The following is a 19301-nucleotide window of genomic DNA, read 5'->3' as shown; positions in this document are numbered from 1 at the left end:
GCGGCATTTATCAGCAAGCGAACGACCGCCGTGCCATGAACAGAATGGTTCGGGGCTGATCCGTCGGCGGCCGCGAGCCATGGCACGCCGACGTGGAGGACGCGCTGACAGATTCAAAGCGGCGTCAGTTTCGCGAACCCCAGCACCAGCCACTTGTCGCCCTCGCCCTCGAAGCTGACCTGCACCCGGGCGCGCTCGCCCTCGCCCTCGGCGTTGAGGATCACGCCCTCGCCGAAGATCGGGTGGCTGACCCGCTGGCCCAGCGCCAGCGAGGGCAGGTCAGCACCGCCGTCGACGCTCTCCTGGCGCGGGCCGGGGCGCGAGGCGGTGACCGGCCGCGAGACCTGGCCCCGCAGCCGCACCTCCTCGAGGCAGTCCTCGGGCAGTTCGCGCAGGAAGCGCGAGGGCCGCTGGAAGGTCTCCTTGCCGTGCAGCCGGCGCAGCTCGGCGTGGGTCAGGTAGAGCTTCTGCATCGCCCGGGTCAGGCCGACGTAGCACAGCCGGCGCTCCTCCTCGAGGCGACCGGGTTCCTCCATCGACATCTTGTGCGGGAACAGCCCTTCCTCGACGCCGGCCACGAACACCACCGGGAACTCCAGGCCCTTGGCCGAGTGCAGGGTCATCAGCTGCACGCAGTCCTCGAACTCGTCGGCCTCGTGCTCGCCGGCGTTGAGCGCGGCCTCGGCGAGGAACGCCTCCAGCGCGGCCATGCCCTCGCCGGCCTCCACGGTGTCCAGGGTCTCGCCCTGGCTGAAGGCCTTGGCGGCGGTGACCAGCTCTTCGAGGTTCTCGACCCGGGCCTGGCCCTTCTCGCCCTTCTCGTTGCGGTGGTGCTCGACCAGCCCGGTGCGCTCGTTGACGTGATCGATGATCTCGTGGAGCGCCATGCCGGAGGTCTCGTCGTCGAGCCGCTCGATCAGGTCGGCGAAGGCCTTCACCGAGGACACCGCGCGGCCCTTGAGCGAGCCGTCGAGCTGGGCGTCGTGCAGCGCCTGCCACAGCGAGATGCCGGTATGGCGGGCGCGTTCGCGCAGGATCTCGACGGTGCGGGTGCCGATACCGCGCGCCGGCACGTTGATCACCCGCTCCAGCGAGGCGTCGTCGTCGCGGTTGAGCAGCAGCCGCAGGTAGGCCAGGGCGTTCTTGATCTCCAGGCGCTCGTAGAAGCGCTGGCCGCCGTAGATGCGGTAGGGCACGCCCTGGCGGATCAGCGTCTCCTCGATCACCCGCGACTGGGCATTGGAGCGATAGAGGATGGCGATCTCGCGGCGCGTCATGCCCTCCTCGACCTTCTCGCGGATGGTGTCGACGATGAAGCGCGCCTCGTCCAGATCGTTGAAGCCGCCGTACAGCGAGATCGGCTCGCCGCGGTCGCCGGCGGTCCACAGCTCCTTGCCCATGCGCTCGGCGTTGTGGCGAATCAGGGCGTTGGCGGCGTCGAGGATGGCGCTGGTCGAGCGGTAGTTCTGCTCCAGGCGCACCGTCTTGGTGGCGGGGAACTCGTCCTCGAAGCGGCGGATGTTCTCGATCCGCGCGCCGCGCCAGCCGTAGATCGACTGGTCGTCGTCGCCGACCACGGTCATCGGCGTGGTCATGCCGGTGAGCAGCTTCAGCCAGGCGTACTGCAGGGTGTTGGTGTCCTGGAACTCGTCGACCAGCACGTGGGCGAAGCGCTCCTGGTAGTGGGCCAGCAGGGCGGGATTGTCGCGCAACAGCTCGAGGCTTCTGAGCAGCAGCTCGCCGAAGTCGACCAGGCCACCACGCTCGCAGGTCAGCTGGTAGCGCTCGTAGAGCTCGACCATCTGGGTCATGTAGGCGTCGCCGTGGGCGTCCACCTGATGAGGGCGCAGCCCCTCCTCCTTGCAGCCGGAGATGAACGACTGCACCTGGCGCGGCGGGAAGCGCTCGTCGTCGACGTTATGGTCCTTGAGCAGCCGCTTGATCAGGCGCAGCTGGTCGTCGCCGTCGATGATCTGGAAGTGCTGGGGCAGCCGCGCGTCCTGCCAATGGGTGCGCAGCAGGCGATGGGCGATGGAGTGGAAGGTGCCGACCCAGACGTGGCGCAGCGAGATGCCGAGCAGCGCCTCCAGGCGGGTACGCATCTCGCGGGCCGCCTTGTTGGTGAAGGTCACCGCCAGCACGGCGTAGGGCGAGAGCCCCTCGGCCTGCATCAGCCAGGCGATGCGATGTACCAGCACCCGGGTCTTGCCGGAGCCGGCGCCGGCCAGCACCAGCATGTTGCCCTGGGGCGCGCTGACGGCCTCACGCTGGGCCGGGTTCATGTGGTCGAGAATCGCCGTGACGTCGTCCATAGCGGGAAGGCATCGCTGCTCGGAAAATGGCCCGACAGCTTACCATATCGCGCCGGTCACGGCCGGTTCAGGACTCGTCGGGCTCCGGATAGCGCAGCGAGTTGAGGCTCTTTTTCACCGACTTGAGCTGCTCGGCGAGCCTGGGGCCGCGGGACTTGGCCACGCCGACCGCCAGCACGTCGATCATCACCAGGTGGGCGATCCGCGAGCTCATCGGGGTGTAGATCTCGGTGTCCTCGTGAACGTCGATGTACAGCGGCAGGGTCACCTCCTCCGCCAGCGGCGAGCCGCTGGGGCACAGTCCGATCACCGTGGCGCCGGCCTCGCGGGCCAGGCGCACGCTGGCCACCAGGGCCCGGGTGCGCCCGGTCTGGGAGATCGCCACCACCACGTCGCCCTCCTTGAGCGTCACCGCCGACATGTTCTGCATGTGCGGGTCGGTGTAGGCGGCGGTGGAGATCTGCAGGCGGAAGAACTTGTGCTGGGCGTCGAAGGCCACCGCGCCGGAGGCGCCGAAGCCGTAGAACTCGACCCGGTTGGCCATGCCCAGGGCATTGATCGCCTGGCTCAGCGAATCGTTGTCCAGGCGGTCGCGCACCGACAGCAGGGTACCCACCGTGGAGTCGAAGATGCTCTGGGAGAATTCCGCCACCGAGTCGCTGTCGTTCATCGAGAACTGGGCGAACTGGCTGCCGGTGGCCAGCATCTGGGCCAGCTTGAGCTTGAAGTCCTGGAAGCCGTTGCAGCCCAGGGCGCGACAGAAGCGCACCACCGTCGGCTCGCTGACCTTGGCCTCGGTGGCCAGGTCGACGATGCGCATGTGGATCACTTCATCGGGATTGCGCAGCACGAACCTCGCCACCTTCTGCTCGGAGCGGCGGAAGTGCGTCATGCGGCGTCTCATTTCATCGAACAGGCCAAGGCTCACGCGGCACTCCTGGATCGGCGGATTCGAGGGGGAATGCCCACAGTATGCCCCAACCGACGCCCACATGGGCAGCAAGGCGCCGAAAGGATCGTTGACACTCCTATCTTCATCATTCTGTCAAGAGGCGTATAGTAAGAATTGCAGTGTCGCGCAGCGTCCCTGATTCGATGCCGGCACCCTCACTGCAGACAGGAGAGTCGATCATGCGTAATGTCGAACGGTTATCCTCCGTCAAGAGCGAACTCCTCGACATCTTCATGAGCATGGAAGTCGTCGAGCACGAAGAACGCTCCCGTACCGCCGCCCAGCGCAACCTGCGCGCCCGCCGCGGCATCGAGCTCCACGAGGAGTTCAAGCGTCTCAGCCAGGACATCGCCGACCTGCCCGAGGACGACGCCGACGAGATGCACTGATCCCGACTCCCGCGACCGCAGGCCCCCAACGCAAAGAGCCCCGCACGGGGCGGGGCTCTCGCATCGGGGCCAGACCCCGGTATCGCCACGGCGTCGACGTCAGAGGCTGGTGAAGAACACCACGGCCACGCCGATCGGCGCGATGAAGCGGGTGATCAGGCTCCACAGGCTGAAGTCGTAGACGTCCATGCCCAGCTCGCGGCGCACGCTTTCCTTGTCGAGGCACCAGGCGGTGAAGACGATGGCGCCCAGGCCGGTGAGCGGCAGCATGAACTTGCTGGTCACCTTGTCCAGCAGGTCGAAGACGTTCAGGCCGAACAGCACCGGGTCGCTCCACAGGTTGAACGACAGCAGCGCGGCAATGCCCAGCGCCCAGGCCGCCACGCCGGCCACCAGGGCGGAGCCCACGCGCGGCAGCGGGGTGCGCTCCTCGACGAACTCCACTACCGGCTCGAGCAGCGAGATGGCCGAGGTCAGGGCGGCAAAGGTCAGCAGCAGGAAGAACAGCAGGCCGACCACGATGCCACCGCCCATCTGGCCGAACGCCAGCGGCAGGGTGACGAAGATCAGCCCGGGGCCGGAAGCCACGTCGAGGTCGTTGGCGAACACCAGCGGGAAGATCGCCAGGCCGGCGCCCAGCGCGATCACGGTGTCCATGATCACCACGGTACGCGCGGTCTTGAGCAGGTTGACCTCTTCGCCCAGGTAGGAGCCGTAGGCCATCATGATGCCCATGCCCAGCGACAGGGTGAAGAAGGCATGGCCCAGGGCCGCCAGCACGGTCTCGCCGGACAGCTTGCTCCAGTCCGGGTTGAACAGGTAGGCGAGCGCCTCGCCGAAGTGGCCGGTGGTCATGCCGTAGCCGACCAGTACCACCATCAGCACGCCCAGCGCCGGCATCAGGATGCGCGCGGCGCTCTCGATGCCCTGGGTGACGCCGCGGGCCACGATGCCGATGACCAGCAGCATGAATACCGAATGGCCGGCCAGCAGCAGCCCCGGGCTGCCCAGCATGTCATTGAACAGTTCGCCGATGCCGTCGGCGCCCTGACCGCTGAAGGCACCGGTGACGGAGTTCAGGGTGTAGTACAGCGACCAGCCGCCGATCACGCTGTAGAAGGACAGGATCAGGAAGGCACCGAGGATGCCGCTGATACCGACCACCATCCAGGCCCGTGTGCGGCCGGAGGCCTTGGCCAGGTCGGCCATGGCATTGGCGGGGTTGTTCTGACCGCGGCGGCCGATCATCCACTCGGTGACCAGGATCGGCAGGCCGATCAGCGCGATGCACAGCAGGTAGACCAGCACGAAGGCCGCGCCCCCGCTCTCGCCCACCATGTAGGGAAATTTCCAGATATTGCCCAGACCGACCGCCGAGCCGGTGGCGGCGAGGATGAAGCCCAGCCGGGACGACCAGTGCGCGTGTTGCTGTTGCTTGAGGGACATAATTCACCTTGAAGGGTCGTGTCGCCATCGATCGATCGGATGCGATGACGTTCTGATTGTTGTCGCCACGTCCACGCCGTGCCGGATCTCGGTTCAGCGCATTCAAGGGCATAACGCATGCCAAGCAGGATCACTACCAGGGCTGCGTTTCCACCGGGGATGGAGGGTGGAAACCGCAAGGAAACACCGCGACACCCCACAGGGGTTAGGCGTGAGGGTCGGCGATATTCGATGGCAAGTGACGAGCGAGTCGTAACATATCCGATCGTCTGCCCGGAGGCCACCCATGGCGGCAAAACCACGCAGCGCGCGGCCTGTCGTTCGGAACGTGGCGCTGGTGGCTCAGAACAGCGTGGCCTGACGCTCGCCGGGGAAGTCGCCCAGCGGCGGCAGTTCGGCCCGCGCCGCCACCGAGGCATAGAGCCGGCGCGCCAGCTGAGGCGCGCGGCGATTGTCGGCGGTATGCACAAACAGGAAAGGGGTTTTCCCCTGTTTTATCCACAACGAAAGACGTTCGATCCAGGGCGCGAAATAGTCGATATTGATCGCTTCGTCAACATGGCCAATGAAGCGCACCACGGGCGCCTCCCCTGTGGAAATCACATGTAGCGGGCGCTTCGGCTTCTCGTGCTGGGCCTGCTGCATGCCCGGGTGATGACCGGCGGCGGTGGAGAACAGCGGCCGCACGTCGAGCATCACGCGGTTGGCGCCGTGACTTATCAACAACCTGTTGAGCGCCGCCTCGGCCGTCCCCTTGTGGAAAAATTCACGGTGGCGCACCTCGACCGCGCAGGGCAGCCTGCTCGGCCAGCGTTCCAGCAGAGCCTCGAGACGCGGCAGCTCCTCGGCGCCGAAGTCTCGCGGCAGCTGAACCATCATCGGCCCCAGGCGATCGTGCAGCGGCGCGAGGGCCGCGAGGAAGTCGTCGAAGCCCGCCTCGACGTCGACCAGACGCCGCTCGTGGGTCAGCGACTGCGGGAGCTTGAAGCAGAAGCGGAAGCCGGGCGGCGCCTGGCGCGCCCAGGCCGCCACCGTCTCGCCGCGGGGAGCGCCGCTGTAGAAGGTCGTGTTGCCCTCCACCGCCGAGAACACCCGGGCATAGTCGGCCAGCAGGTCGTCATTCCCGCCGTGGGGCGGGTAGAGGCCGCCACGCCAGTCGGGGTTGGCCCACATCGGCAGGCCAATCGGCAGGCGCGTGGGTTCAGCGGCGCCCGTGGCAGCCCCGTTCCTCATTCCACGGTGACGGACTTGGCCAGGTTGCGCGGCTGATCGACATCGGTGCCCTTGAGCACGGCGACGTGATAGGAAAGCAGCTGCAGCGGCACGGTGTAGAGGATCGGCGCCAGGGCTTCCTCCACATGGGGCAGGCGCAGCACCCGAATGCCTTCGCCGTCCTCCAGCGCCACGCCCTCGTCGGCGAACACGAACAGCTCGCCGCCCCGGGCCCGCACCTCCTGGAGGTTGGACTTGAGCTTGTCGAGCAGGGCGTCGTTGGGCGCCACCGCGATCACCGGCATCTCGGCGTCGACCAGCGCCAGCGGCCCGTGCTTGAGCTCGCCGGCGGGATAGGCCTCGGCGTGGATGTAGGAGATCTCCTTGAGCTTCAGCGCGCCCTCCAGCGCCACCGGGAACTCGGGTCCACGGCCCAGGAACAGGGCATGATGCTTCTCGGCGAAGGCCGCGGACAGCGCCTCGACCGCCGGATCCAGCGCCAGCACTTCACCGACCTGGGCCGGTAGATGGCGCAACGCCTCGACCAGTGACGCCTGCTCGTCGGCGTCCTGGCCGCGGACGCGGCCCAGCGCCAGAGTCAGCAGCATCAGCGCGGTGAGCTGGGTGGTGAAGGCCTTGGTCGAGGCCACGCCGATCTCGGGGCCGGCCTGGGTCATCAGCGTCAGGTCCGACTCGCGCACCAGCGAGCTGCCCGGCACGTTGCAGATCGCCAGGCTACCCAGGTAGCCGAGTTCCTTGGCGAAGCGCAGCGCGGCCAGGGTATCGGCGGTCTCGCCGGACTGGGACAGCGTCACGAACAGCGTGCCCTCGGGCACCACCACCCGGCGATAGCGGAACTCCGAGGCCACCTCGACCTGCACCGGCACCCCCGCATAGCGCTCCAGCCAGTAGCGCGCCACCATGCCGGCGTGATAGCTGGTGCCGCAGGCCACCAGGTGAATCTGGCGCACCCGACCGAACAGCGCCTCGGCCTCGGGGCCGAAGCTCTCCACCAGCACGCTGCGATCGCCGAGCCGGCCCTCCAGGGCCGCGGCGATCACTGCCGGCTGCTCGTGGATCTCCTTGAGCATGAAGTGGCGATAGCCGCCCTTGCTGGCCGCGCCGTCGCCGTGCTCGAAGGTCTGCACCGGACGCTCCACCGCGGCGCCGCCGGCGTCGAAGACCTCGATCCTGCCGCCGTCGGAGAGGCGCACCACGTCGCCCTCCTCCAGGTAGATGAAGCGGTCGGTGACCTGCAGCAGTGCCAGCGGGTCAGAGGCCAGGAAGGCCTCCTCGATGCCGACGCCGACCACCAGCGGGCTGCCCTGGCGGGCACCGATCACCACGCCGGGCTCGTCGGCGTGCACCACGCCCAGTGCATAGGCGCCGTCGAGCCGGGCCAGCACGCGCTGCACGGCGCCGAGCAGGTCACCCTGCTCGGCCTCGCGGGCGATCAGGTGGGCCATGGCCTCGGTATCGGTCTCGGAGGAAAAGGCATAGCCCTCGCCCTCGAGCTCGGCCTTCAGCGCCTCGTGGTTCTCGATGATGCCGTTATGCACCAGCGCCACGCGCTCGCCCGACTGATGGGGGTGGGCGTTCGCCTCGCTGGGCTTGCCGTGGGTAGCCCAGCGGGTGTGGGCGATGCCGCTGTGGCCGGCCAGGGGCGCGGCGGCGAGCGTCTCCTCCAGCGCCGCCACCTTGCCCAGGGCGCGGCGACGATCGAGCCGGCCATCCCCGGCCTGCACGGCCATGCCCGCGGAATCGTAGCCGCGATACTCGAGTCGCTTTAGCCCTTCCAGCAGGATGCCCTGCACGTTGCGCTGGGCGACGGCGCCGACGATGCCACACATGGTTCGCTCCTTAGAGGTCGTCTTTCTTGACCGGCCGCTGCCAGTCTTCCTTGCTGATCAGGCGTCCGCGGCTCACCGCCAGGGTATCGTCCGCCACGTCGCGGCTCAGGGTCGAGCCGGCGCCCACGGTGGCGCCACGGCCGACGCGCATCGGCGCCACCAGGGCGGTGTTGGAGCCGATGAAGGCCCCGTCGTCGATCTCGGTACGGTGCTTGTTGGCGCCGTCGTAGTTGCAGGTGATGGTGCCCGCGCCGACGTTGACGTCGCGCCCCAGCCGGGCGTCGCCCACATAGCTCAGGTGATTGATCTTGCTGCCTTCGCCCACCTCGGCGTTCTTGGTCTCGACGAAGTTGCCGACCTTGGCGCCTACCGCCAGGCGCGAGCCGGGACGCAGCCGGGCGAAGGGCCCGATGCGGTTGTGACCGGCCACCACGGCGCCCTCGAGCACGCTGTGGGATTCGATCACCGTTTCGGCGCCGACGTGACTGTCGCGGATCACGCAGTAGGGGCCGATGCGCACGCCCTCGCCCAGCTCGACGTCGCCCTCGAACACGCAGCCCACGTCGATCTCGACATCGTGACCGCAGGTCAGGGTGCCGCGCACGTCGAGGCGCGCGGGATCGGCCAGGGCCACGCCGGCGGTCATCAGCGACTCGGCAATATCGCGCTGTTGGGCGCGCTCGAGCTGAGCCATCTGCAGACGGTTGTTGACGCCCTCGACCTCCAGCGCCCGGGCCGGCTGGGCGGTGGCGATCTTCACGCCCTCGGCGGCGGCCATGGCGATGATGTCGGTCAGATAGTATTCGCCCTGGGCGTTGTCGGCGGACAGCTGCGGCAGCCAGCGGCGCAGCTGGGCGGCGGTCATGGCCATGATGCCGGTGTTGCACTCGCGCACCGTGCGCTCGGCCTCCGAGGCATCCTTGTGCTCGACGATGGCGACCGCTTCGCCGGCCTCGTCGCGCAGGATACGGCCGTAGCCGGTGGGGTCGTCGAGGGTCACGGTGAGCAGGCCCATGTGCTGCTCGTCGACCCGCGCCAGCAGATCGCGCAGGGTCTCGCGGCGAGTCAGCGGCACGTCGCCATAGAGCACCAGCACCTTGCCGTCGCCGAGCTGTTCCAGGGCCTGGGCCACGGCGTGGCCGGTGCCCTTCTGCTCGGTCTGACGGGCGAAACGCACCGGGCAGTCGGCCAGCGCCTCGCGCACGCGGTCGGCGCCATGGCCCACCACCACGTGGGTGCGATCGGCCTCGAGGCCGGCGGCGGTGTCGATCACATGACGCACCAGGGGACGGCCGGCCAAGCGATGCAGCACCTTGGGCAGGGTCGAACGCATCCGGGTACCCTGCCCGGCCGCCAGTATCACCACGTCGAGGCTCATCGGGACTCCTTGTCGATCAATCGTTGAATCGGGCCATTCTAGTGCCTAGGGGGCCTCGCCTGCCATGCCGGCGGTGGTCTCGCCGACCACCCTGACGCCCATCTCCGCGAGCCTGTCGCGACCGAAGCGCTCGGCGAAGGCCGGGCTCGCCACGCTCAGCCAGTCGTCATCGGCGGCGTTGCGCACCAGCATCAGCACCGCCAGGTCATGGTCGACGGCCACCGCCATGCCTTCCTGCTCGCCGAGCACCGACATGGCGGTGGCCCAGGCGTCGGCGCGGGCATTCGAGTCATCCACCACGGTCACCGAGGCCATGCGATGGCGGATCGGCCGACCGGTACGCGGGTCGATGGTGTGCGAATAGCGTCGGCCGTCTTCCTCGAAGTAGTTGCGATAGTCGCCGGAGGTGGCCACCGAGGTATCCTCCAGCGGCAGTACATACTTGGCCTGGGGCCGGCCGTCGCGGGGCAGCTCCACGCCGATGCGCCAGGGCTCGGCCTCGGCGTCGCGATGGCCGGCCACCTCGAGTTCGCCACCGATGTTGACCAGGTAGTTGTCGAGGCCCTGGGAAGCCAGGTAGGCGGCCACCCGATCCGTGGCATAGCCCTTGGCCACGCCGGAGAGGTCGACGAAGACGTCCTTCAGGCGCCGCGCCCGCCGCTGCTCCGCATCGATCTCCAGGGTCTCCATGCCGATCTCGGCGAGGCGCTGCTCGATCAGGGCATCGTCCGGCACCTCGCGCGGCCGCGCCTCGGGGCCGAAGCTCCACAGGTTGACCAGGCCGCCCACGGTGACGTCGAAGGCGCCGTTGCTGGCCTCCCCTACCCGATGGGCGATCGACAGCACCTCGATCAGCGGCGCGGAGAGCGTCTGCCACTCGCCCAGCGGGGCGTGGTCGAAAGCCACCAGTTCGGCGTCGTCACGGTAGGTGGACATCGAGGCATCGACGGCCTCGAGCTCGTCGAGGATGCCTGACTCCAGCGCATCGCGGCGTTCGGCGGTGATCGGATCCGCCAGCGTCACCTGGTAGAAGGTGCCGAAGATATCGCCCTCGAGCGTGACCGGCGTCTCGAGCGTGCGCTCGGAACAGCCGGCCAGCAGGGCGACCAGCGCAAGCGTCAAAAAGGCGAAGCGAAGGCGTGGGAGTGGCATGAGTCCTCCAACAGGTAAATAAGTGCTTCTTTAACCGAACAGCCAGATCAGGGCCACACCCAATATCAGCCGATAGACCACGAAGGGCTGCATGCCGATGCGGCGGATGAAGACCAGGAAGAAATGAATGCACAGGTAGGCGCTGATGCCGGACAGCACCGTGCCCGCCGCCAGGTCGCCCCAGGCCACCGGGACCTCGTCCTGGGCCAGGCCCAGGGCCTCCAGGCCGCCGGCCAGCACGATCACCGGAATCGACAGCAGGAAGGAGAAGCGTGCCGCCGCCTCACGCGACAGGCCGAGCATCAGCGCCGCGGTCATGGTGATGCCCGAGCGCGAGGTGCCGGGGATCAGCGCCAGGGCCTGGGCCAGGCCAATCCACAGGGCATCGCGGCCGCTCATCCGGTACTCGCTGCGCGTGCCACGGTGGCGCCAGTCGGCGATTCCCAGTACCACGCCGAACACGATCAACCCGCCGGCCAGCACCAGCGGCGAGCGCATCACCTCCGAGATGACATCCTCGAACGCCAGGCCCACCACCGCCACCGGGATAGTCGCCAGGATCACCCACCAGGCCAGGCGGGCGTCGTCGTCGGTGCCGCGGCCGGCGACGCTGCGCCCCCAGCTGGCCGTCATGGTCACCAGCTCGTGGCGGAAGTAGAGCACCACCGCCGCCAGGCTGCCCAGGTGCAAGGCCACGTCGAAGGCCAGGCCCTGGTCGGGCCAGTCGGAGAAGACCGGTACCAGGATCAGGTGCGCGGAGCTGGAGACGGGCAGGAACTCGCTCAATCCTTGAACGAGGGAGAGCACGACGATCTGTAGCCATTCCATGGGCAGGGTCTCTATCAGCAAAAACGGTAAGTAGCTTGGTAAATCAAGGCCTAAGGACCCTGGCGACGCGTCGGCGTTCCCCGGCTTGGGCGTTTTTTATCCGACCGGCAATACCATGGTGGCGATGCCGAAGTAGATCAGCACCCCGGAGGCGTCGATCAGGGTCGTCACCAGCGGCGCCGAGGCGGTCGCCGGGTCCCAGCCCAAGCGATCGAGCACGAACGGCAGGCACATGCCGAGCAGGCTGCCGAACAGCACGATGGCGATCATGCTGACCGCCACCACCATGGCCACCGCCTCGCCGCCGCGAAACACGCCGATCGGCGCCACGGCGAGCGCCATGGTCAGCCCCAGCGAACCGGCCACCAGCAGCTCGCGACCGAACAGCTTGCCCCAGTCGCGCACCCCGACGTCGCCGGTCGCCAGGCCGCGCACCGTCAGGGTCGCGGCCTGGGCGCCGGCGTTACCGCCGCTGCCGATCAGCAGCGGCAGGAAGAACACCAGCGCCACCTGGGCCGAGATGGTCGCCTCGTAGTGGGCGATACCCGCGCCGGACAGCAGGTTGCCGAATACCAGCAGCACCAGCCAGGTCACCCGCTTGCGATACAGACTCCACAGCGGTACCCGGCTGACGCCATCCTCCAGGGCGCCGATCGACATCCCCTTGTGGAAGTCCTCGGTGGCCTCGGATTCCACCACGTCCAGGGCGTCGTCGTGGGTGACGATGCCGACCAGGCGACGCATCTCGTCGACCACCGGCAGGGCCAGCAGATCGTAGCGAGCCACGATCCGCGCCACTTCTTCCTGGGGCGTGTCCACCGAGGTGTGGATGACGTCGTGGATCATCATGTCGTCGACCCGGGCGCCGGGGCGCGCCACCATCAGCTGACGCAGCGACATGGTACCGGCCAGGCGCCCCTCGGGGTCGATCACGTAGAGCTGGTAGACCGTCTCGGCGTCCGGGGCGGTCTGGCGCACGCGCATCATCGCCCGGGAAACGGTCATGCCGGCGGGAATGGCCACGTAGTCGGAGGTCATCAGGGCGCCGGCGGTGCCTTCCTCGTAGCTCGCCAGGCGCTTGAGCTCCTCGCGCTCCTGGTGGGCCATGCGCCGCAGCAGCGCCTCGCGGCGATCGTCGTCGAGCGCCTTGAACAGGTCGGCGCGCTCGTCGCCGCCCATCTCCTCGAGCACCGCCTGGAGGCGGTCGTCGCCCATGCCCGCGGCGATCGCCAGCTGCTCCTCGCCGTGCAGATGGCCCATGACGCTGGCACGCCGTTCCAACGGCAGGCAGTCCAGCAGCGCGCGCGCGCGCAGTTCATGCTCGCTCTCGAGCAGGTCCTGGAGAATTTCGGCGATGTCCGCGGAGCGCAGCTCCGGCAGCAGGGTGCCCAGGCGCTCGCGGTCGTCGACCTCCAGGGCGGCGAGCAGGCCTTCCTTGTGGCGATTCAGGGCATCGCTGAGTGGCATGGTCTGATCCTCCCTGTGCCAGCGCGAACGAGAAGGGGCGTCATCATCGCACAGGGCGTGCAAGGCGTCAGCTTCGGCGGCTCCCCCGGAGGCGCCGCCGGGAAGGGATGAGGCCGGGACACGGATCGCTGTATCCTTGACCGACGCAGGCCGATCGGCCTGGCATCGATGCAGGGAGGACGACAGGAATGGAACGCAGGATTCTCGACACGCTGGCCGAACTCGGCTTCACCAGCCGCGCCCGCCTGAGCGAACTGGCGCGCCGCGAAGGCATCGAGCTGCCGCCATTCCTGCTGCGGGTGCTGTCCATCGTGGGCCGGTTCCCGGCGCACAACCAGCAGCAGCTGCTGCAGCGACGCGGACATGACAAGGGCCAGGTGGCACGCGCCTTCAAGCAGCTCGAGCAGCAGGCACTGATCCGCCGCAGCGGCAGCTCCACCCCGCGGCGCATCACCCAGGCGGCGCTGACCGAGGAAGGCCAGCGCCTCTTCTCGCGGCTGGAGGCGGCCCGTGGCGAACTGGCGAGCCAGGCGCTGTCGGGCTTCGCGCCCGAGGAAGTCACGCAGCTCAACGCCCTGCTGCAGCGCATGCTGGAGAACGTGGAGCGCACCGCCGACTGAGCGCGCCCGCCCCTGCATACGCGGGACTCTCGGATCCTTCTCCCGGCACAAGTTGACATAGTCAACTTGTGCCGGTAGCGTGTGCGCTCCTTCGCGGCCCCCTCACCGCGCCACTCCCCCCACCGCCAGAGCGTTCGATGTCCCTGCGACTTGTCCTCGGGCTGGTAGGCATGCTGCTGGCCTGTATCGGCGCGGATATCAACCAGGAAGCGACCTCGCTGGCCCTGGCGGATATCCGCGGCGCCTTCGGATACAGTGTCGATCAAGGCAGCTGGTTTACCACCCTCTACAGTATCGGTGCCGCCATGGGCATGCTGGTCGCGCCGTGGCTGGCCATGACCTTCTCGGTACGCCGCTTCGCCGCCGTGGCCGCCGTCTCGCTGGGCCTGCTCGGGCTGGCCTGCGCCGCCACCGAGTCGCGCTCGCTGCTGCTGATGCTGCGCTGGTGCCAGGGGCTCACCACGGGCTTTCTCATCCCGCTGCTGATGATGGTCGCCCTGCGCTTCCTGACCCCGGCGCTCAAGCTGTTCGGCCTCGCCGCCTACGGCCTGACGGCCACCTTCGCGCCCAACATCGCCATGCCCGTGGTCGCCTGGGCCCACCACGGTCCGGGCATCGGCTTCGTGTTCTGGGCGGTCCTGCCGCTGTGCCTGGTGGCGTCGGGGCTGATCCTCCATGGCCTGCCGCAGGATCCGCCGCGCCTGGCGCGCTGGCGGCAGTTCGACTGGCTCGGCTGGGGGCTGGGCTGGGCACTGTGTGCCAGCGTCGTGACCCTGTTCGCCCAGGGCGAGCGCCTGGACTGGCTTCACTCGCCGCTGATCCGCGGGCTGGCCCTGGCCAGCCTGGTGCTGCTGCCCCTGTTCCTGTGGCGCTGTGCGTTCGGGCCTGCGCCGCTGATCCGTCCGCAACTGCTCAGACGCGTCAATTTCGGCTTCGGCGTCTGCATGCTGGTCGGGGTGATCGCCCTGGGCGCCTCCAGCGCCTCCCTGCCCGCCGAGTTTCTCGCCGAGGTCCAGGGCTATCGCCCGCTGCAGAGCCTGCCGGTGACGCTGGCCGTCGCGCTGCCGCCGCTGATGATCCTGCCGCTCGCGGCCTTGGTGTTGAATGTCGAGCGCATCGACTCGCGCTGGATCATGGCATCGGGGCTGCTGCTGATGGCGGCGGCCAGCTGGTCGAACAGCCACGTCACCCTGGCGTGGATGCGGGAGCAGTTCTACGTCGCCCAGGTGGTCTTCGCGATTGGACAGTCCATGGTCGTGGTCGGCCTGCTGATGACCGCCACGGCGGTCGTCGATCCCATGGAAGGCCCCTTCGCCTCGGCGACGATCAACACCTCCCGGGCGCTCGCCGGGCCGGTGGCCGGCGGCCTCATCGGGCACTACCTCGCGGTCGCCATCGATCGCCACGCCCATGCCCTGATGGAACGGCTGGGCACGATGCGCTTCTCGCTGATGCAGTCGGCGCCGCTGAGCGGCCACGGCCGCGAGGCGTTGAGCTGGCCCATGGGAGGCCCAGGCGGCGAGGCCTTGCTGCAGCTTCATGAACGAATCGATGCGCAGGCGACGGTCCTGGCCTATGCCGATGCCTGGCGCCTGATGGCGCTGCTGGCCCTGCTGCTGGTGCCGCTCTGCCTGCTGCCCAAACGCACCCACGCACCGCGGTTCAACCGCCCCCGACCGATATGACCGATACCCAGACGCCCCAAGCCCCTTCCCGCTCCCTCGCCCCACGCCTCATCGGCGCCGCCGCGCTGCTGTGCGTGACCCTGGGGGGCGCCTTCCTGACCGCCCCCTGGTGGATGAACGACGGCCGAGCCTGGACCAACAATGCCAAGCTGGATGCCGACTATACGGTCATCTCGCCGCGCGTCGACGGCGATATCGTCGCCGTGCACGTCGAGGATCACGAGACGGTGTCGCGAGGCGACGCCCTGATCGACATCGACCCGCGCGACTATCGTGCCGCCGTCGATGCCGCCGAGGCCCGGGTGGCGTCGGCGCAGGCCAGGCTGGCGGAGATCGAGGCCGAACTGGCCAGGCAGCCGTCTCGAATTCGCCGCGCCCAGGCCGTGGTGGACGAGGACATCGCCAACGTCGACTACGCCCGCCTCGACGCCGAGCGCTACCGCCGCCTGCGTCATGACGGCAATGCCTCGCAGCAGAACGCCCAGCAGGCCACCGCCAACGCCTCGGCACTGGACGCCCGCCGCCAGGCGGACCAGGCCAGCCTGGACGACGTGCGTCATCAGACTCAGGTCCTGGAAGCGCGGCGGGCGAGTGCGCAGGCGACGCTGGCCCAGGCCCGGGCCGAGCGTGAGCAGGCCCGTCTCTCGCTGTCTCACACCCGAGTGACGGCGCCTCGAGACGGCATCGTGGCCGAACAGGCCGGTCGCGTCGGCGCCTGGACCGAGGCCGGCGGGGCGCTGATGGCGATCGTGCCGACCGATGCGATCTACGTCACCGCCAACTATCGGGAGGTCGAGATCACCGAGGTTCGCGTCGGCCAGCCGGTGACGATCTCGGTGGATGCCTATCCCGGGATGACGCTCGAGGGCCACGTCGACAGCCTCGCCCCGGCCACCGGCACCACCTTCTCGCCGATCTCCCACGACGATGCCTCGGGGAACTTCACCAAGATCGTCCAGCGCCTGCCGGTGCGCATCGCCATCGAACCGGATCAGCCCGGGCTCGACCGGCTCAAGGTCGGCCTCTCGGTCGAGACGACCATCCATACCGACGCCGACGGCTGAGCCTCGCAGAGCCTTCCCGCCGCCATCGCCCCGCCTGCCGACCAAAAAAAGCGCCCCCCGACTGAGTCGGGGGGCGCTTTCATCGCACGGGGCGTGGCGCGACCTTAGCCGCTGCGACCCACCTTGCGACGCAGCTGCTGGATGGTCCGCAGCTGGGCCGCAGCCTCGGCCAGTTCGGCCGTGGCGCGGGTGTAGTCCATCTCGGCGGACTTGTCCTGCATCGCCTTGAGGGCCTGCTGGCGGGCCTCCTCGGCGGCGGCCTCGTCCAGGTCGTCGGCGCGCACGGCGGTATCGGCGAGCACGGTGACGACCTCGGGCTGGACCTCGAGGAAGCCGCCCGAGACGTAGAAGTGATCCTCTTCACCTCCGCCACGGACGATGCGCACCGGGCCGGGGGCCAGTTCGGTGAGCAGCGGCGTGTGCCCCGCCAACACCCCGAGATCCCCCGCGCGACCGGCTGCCACGACATGCTCGGCTTCGCCGGAGAAGATCGACGCCTCGGCGCTGACGATCTCGCACTTGAAGGTTTTCGTCATGATGACGTCTCCCAGGTGGAGGGATTACTTCATCTGGTTGGCTTTCTCGACGGCCTCGTCGATGGTGCCGACCATGTAGAAGGCCTGCTCCGGCAGCTCGTCGTACTCGCCGTCGAGGATGCCCTGGAAGCCACGGATGGTTTCCTTCAGCGACACGTACTTGCCGGGGGCGCCGGTGAAGACCTCGGCGACGAAGAACGGCTGCGACAGGAAGCGCTGGATCTTACGCGCCCGGGACACGGCCAGCTTGTCCTCGTCGGACAGCTCGTCCATGCCCAGGATGGCGATGATGTCCTTGAGCTCCTTGTAGCGCTGCAGCACGCCCTGCACGCCGCGAGCGGTCTTGTAGTGCTCCTCGCCGACGACCAGCGGATCCAGCTGACGAGAGGTGGAATCCAGCGGGTCGATGGCCGGGTAGATACCCAGCTCGGCGATGGAACGCGCCAGTACCACGGTCGCGTCGAGGTGCGAGAAGGTGGTGGCCGGGGACGGGTCGGTCAGGTCGTCCGCGGGCACGTACACCGCCTGCACGGAGGTGATGGAGCCGGTCTTGGTGGAGGTGATGCGCTCCTGCAGGACGCCCATCTCCTCGGCCAGGGTCGGCTGGTAACCCACCGCGGAGGGCATGCGGCCCAGCAGTGCGGACACCTCGGTACCGGCCAGGGTGTAGCGGTAGATGTTGTCGACGAACAGCAGCACGTCGCGGCCTTCATCGCGGAACTTCTCGGCGATGGTCAGGCCGGTCAGGGCCACGCGCAGACGGTTCCCGGGCGGCTCGTTCATCTGGCCGTAGACCAGCGACACCTTGTCGAGAACGTTGGACTCCTGCATCTCGTGATAGAAGTCGTTGCCCTCACGGGTACGCTCACCGACACCGGCGAACACGGAGTAACCGCTGTGCTCGGTGGCGATGTTGCGGATCAGCTCCATCATGTTGACGGTCTTGCCGACACCGGCGCCGCCGAACAGGCCGACCTTGCCGCCCTTGGCGAACGGGCACACCAGGTCGATGACCTTGATGCCGGTCTCCAGCAGCTCGCTGGTGGCCGCCTGGTCGGCATAACCCGGTGCCTTGCGGTGGATCGGCATGCGCTCTTCTTCGCCGATCTCGCCCGCCTCGTCGATGGGCTCGCCGAGCACGTTCATGATCCGACCCAGGGTCTCCTTGCCGACCGGCACGGAGATGGCGGCCTGGGTGTTGGTGACGTCCATGCCACGCTTGAGGCCCTCGGTGGAGCCCATGGCGATGGTGCGCACCACGCCGTCGCCCAGCTGCTGCTGGACTTCGAGAACGGTCTCGGCATCCGAGACCTTCAGCGCGTCGTAGACCTTGGGAACATCGTCCCGCGGAAACTCTACGTCAATCACCGCGCCGATGATTTGTACGATACGTCCGCTCATCTTGGTTCCTCTCAAATACCTGCAAATGAAACCCGGTTGCCGGAAGGGATTCGCCCTTCCTCGGCGTTATACGGCGGCGGCGCCACCGACGATCTCGGAGATTTCCTGGGTAATGGCCGCCTGACGGGCCTTGTTGTACACCAGCTCCAGGTCGTCGATCAGATTGCCGGCATTATCGGTGGCGCTCTTCATGGCGATCATCCGCGCGGCCTGTTCGCAGGCCACGTTCTCGACCACCGCCTGATAGACCTGCGCCTCGACGAAACGCACGAGCAAGCTGTCCAGCAGCTCCTTGGCATCCGGCTCATACAGGTAGTCCCAGTTTCCGGGACGCTTGTTTTCTTCGTTCTGCTCTTCGGCACCCATCTCGGGCGACAGGGGCAGCAGTTGGCGAACCACCGGCTTCTGCGTCATGGTGTTGACGAATTCGTTGAACACCACGTACAGACGATCCAGCTTGCCCTCGTCGTAAGCGTCCAGCATCACCTTCACGCTGCCGATCAGCTCGTCGGCTTCCGGCGCCTCGCCCAGGCCGCTCTTGGCCGCGACCAGGCTGCCGCCGTACTTGCGGAAGAAGCTGGTGGCCTTGCTGCCCAATGCGCAGAAATCCAGCTCGGCGCCACTGTCGCGCCAGGCCTTGGCCTCCTTGACGACGGCCTTGAACATGTTGACGTTCAGGCCACCGCACAGGCCGCGGTCACTCGACACCACGATGTAGCCGACCCGCTTGACCTCGCGATCCAGCATCCACGGATGCTTGTACTCGGGGTTGGCGTCGGCGACGTGGCCGACCACCTTGCGGATCTGCTGGGCGTAGGGCTGGCTGGCCTTCATCCGGTCCTGCGCCTTGCGCATCTTCGACGCAGCGACCATCTCCATGGCACTGGTGATCTTCTGCGTGTTCTTGATGCTGCCGATCTTGGTGCGTATCTCTTTTGCAGCTGCCATAGCGATCTACTCCGTTCGTGGCCCTCAGAAAGCTCCAGGGCCCGCTCCCCGGGAGGAGCGG

Annotated in this window: 16 protein-coding genes; 4 read left to right on the top strand and 12 right to left on the bottom strand. The window is 68.0% G+C overall.

Translation table 11 applies throughout. The annotated features are described in order from the left end of the window. Positions 1-113: 113 nt before the first annotated feature. Together uvrD and hexR are read right to left on the bottom strand one after the other, a co-directional pair. On the bottom strand, positions 114-2312 hold the full coding sequence (gene uvrD, locus CVH10_RS06415) for a DNA helicase II (RefSeq protein WP_035594466.1): 2199 nt from the start codon (positions 2310-2312) through the stop codon (positions 114-116). A gap of 67 nt (positions 2313-2379) precedes the next feature. Continuing rightward, the gene (hexR, locus tag CVH10_RS06410; protein WP_035594469.1) at positions 2380-3240 is read right to left on the bottom strand and encodes a transcriptional regulator HexR; all 861 of its coding nucleotides are present in this window, start codon (positions 3238-3240) and stop codon (positions 2380-2382) included. A gap of 203 nt (positions 3241-3443) precedes the next feature. On the opposite strand from hexR, the gene CVH10_RS06405 reads away from it, so the two are divergent. Further along, positions 3444-3653: a PA3496 family putative envelope integrity protein gene (locus CVH10_RS06405; protein ID WP_016854228.1), complete on the top strand. Its 210-nt coding sequence runs from the start codon at positions 3444-3446 to the stop codon at positions 3651-3653. A gap of 99 nt (positions 3654-3752) precedes the next feature. Here the strand turns inward: CVH10_RS06405 and CVH10_RS06400 are convergent, their stop codons facing one another. The 7 genes from CVH10_RS06400 to mgtE all read right to left on the bottom strand — a co-directional run bounded on the left by CVH10_RS06400 (position 3753) and on the right by mgtE (position 12986). Beyond that, positions 3753-5099, bottom strand: coding sequence for a sodium-dependent transporter (locus CVH10_RS06400; RefSeq protein WP_035594471.1), 1347 nt, complete (start codon positions 5097-5099; stop codon positions 3753-3755). A gap of 342 nt (positions 5100-5441) precedes the next feature. Beyond that, complete coding sequence (locus CVH10_RS06395) at positions 5442-6272, bottom strand: DUF72 domain-containing protein (RefSeq protein WP_369335744.1); 831 nt, start codon at positions 6270-6272, stop codon at positions 5442-5444. 56 nt (positions 6273-6328) lie between these two features. Continuing rightward, on the bottom strand, positions 6329-8161 hold the full coding sequence (gene glmS / locus CVH10_RS06390; protein WP_106488139.1) for a glutamine--fructose-6-phosphate transaminase (isomerizing): 1833 nt from the start codon (positions 8159-8161) through the stop codon (positions 6329-6331). Positions 8162-8171: 10 nt separating this feature from the next. Then, entirely contained in the window at positions 8172-9539 is a 1368-nt protein-coding gene (glmU, locus tag CVH10_RS06385; RefSeq protein ID WP_106488138.1) for a bifunctional UDP-N-acetylglucosamine diphosphorylase/glucosamine-1-phosphate N-acetyltransferase GlmU, read from the bottom strand. A 45-nt stretch (positions 9540-9584) separates the two neighbouring features. Beyond that, positions 9585-10691: an FAD:protein FMN transferase gene (locus tag CVH10_RS06380; RefSeq protein ID WP_035594482.1), complete on the bottom strand. Its 1107-nt coding sequence runs from the start codon at positions 10689-10691 to the stop codon at positions 9585-9587. 30 nt (positions 10692-10721) lie between these two features. Further along, positions 10722-11519, bottom strand: coding sequence for an undecaprenyl-diphosphate phosphatase (locus CVH10_RS06375; protein ID WP_035594484.1), 798 nt, complete (start codon positions 11517-11519; stop codon positions 10722-10724). A 96-nt stretch (positions 11520-11615) separates the two neighbouring features. Beyond that, on the bottom strand, positions 11616-12986 hold the full coding sequence (gene mgtE / locus CVH10_RS06370) for a magnesium transporter (protein WP_035594486.1): 1371 nt from the start codon (positions 12984-12986) through the stop codon (positions 11616-11618). Positions 12987-13174: 188 nt separating this feature from the next. Here mgtE and CVH10_RS06365 point away from each other — a divergent pair, with 188 nt between their 5' ends. The 3 genes from CVH10_RS06365 to CVH10_RS06355 all read left to right on the top strand — a co-directional run bounded on the left by CVH10_RS06365 (position 13175) and on the right by CVH10_RS06355 (position 16355). After that, positions 13175-13606 (top strand): MarR family winged helix-turn-helix transcriptional regulator, encoded by a 432-nt coding sequence (locus CVH10_RS06365; RefSeq protein WP_052052412.1) that lies wholly within the window; start codon positions 13175-13177, stop codon positions 13604-13606. 137 nt (positions 13607-13743) lie between these two features. Then, the gene (locus CVH10_RS06360; protein WP_106488137.1) at positions 13744-15291 is read left to right on the top strand and encodes an MFS transporter; all 1548 of its coding nucleotides are present in this window, start codon (positions 13744-13746) and stop codon (positions 15289-15291) included. Beyond that, positions 15288-16355, top strand: coding sequence for an HlyD family secretion protein (locus CVH10_RS06355; protein WP_106488136.1), 1068 nt, complete (start codon positions 15288-15290; stop codon positions 16353-16355). The genes CVH10_RS06360 and CVH10_RS06355 overlap by 4 nt, the downstream gene beginning before the upstream one ends. Positions 16356-16459: 104 nt before the next feature. Here CVH10_RS06355 and CVH10_RS06350 read toward each other — a convergent pair whose 3' ends face one another. From CVH10_RS06350 to atpG, 3 genes are all read right to left on the bottom strand, one after another. Then, positions 16460-16891 (bottom strand): F0F1 ATP synthase subunit epsilon, encoded by a 432-nt coding sequence (locus CVH10_RS06350; protein WP_035594491.1) that lies wholly within the window; start codon positions 16889-16891, stop codon positions 16460-16462. A gap of 24 nt (positions 16892-16915) precedes the next feature. Further along, positions 16916-18292, bottom strand: coding sequence for a F0F1 ATP synthase subunit beta (atpD, locus tag CVH10_RS06345; protein WP_016854219.1), 1377 nt, complete (start codon positions 18290-18292; stop codon positions 16916-16918). A 66-nt stretch (positions 18293-18358) separates the two neighbouring features. Beyond that, the gene (gene atpG, locus CVH10_RS06340; RefSeq protein ID WP_035594494.1) at positions 18359-19240 is read right to left on the bottom strand and encodes a F0F1 ATP synthase subunit gamma; all 882 of its coding nucleotides are present in this window, start codon (positions 19238-19240) and stop codon (positions 18359-18361) included. Positions 19241-19301 lie beyond the last annotated feature (61 nt).

This window comes from Halomonas sp. ND22Bw (genome assembly GCF_003011945.1).
Taxonomy (GTDB): domain Bacteria; phylum Pseudomonadota; class Gammaproteobacteria; order Pseudomonadales; family Halomonadaceae; genus Halomonas; species Halomonas halophila.
Note: the sequence above shows the minus strand (reverse complement) of the source record. Positions and strands in the feature narration are given on the sequence as shown.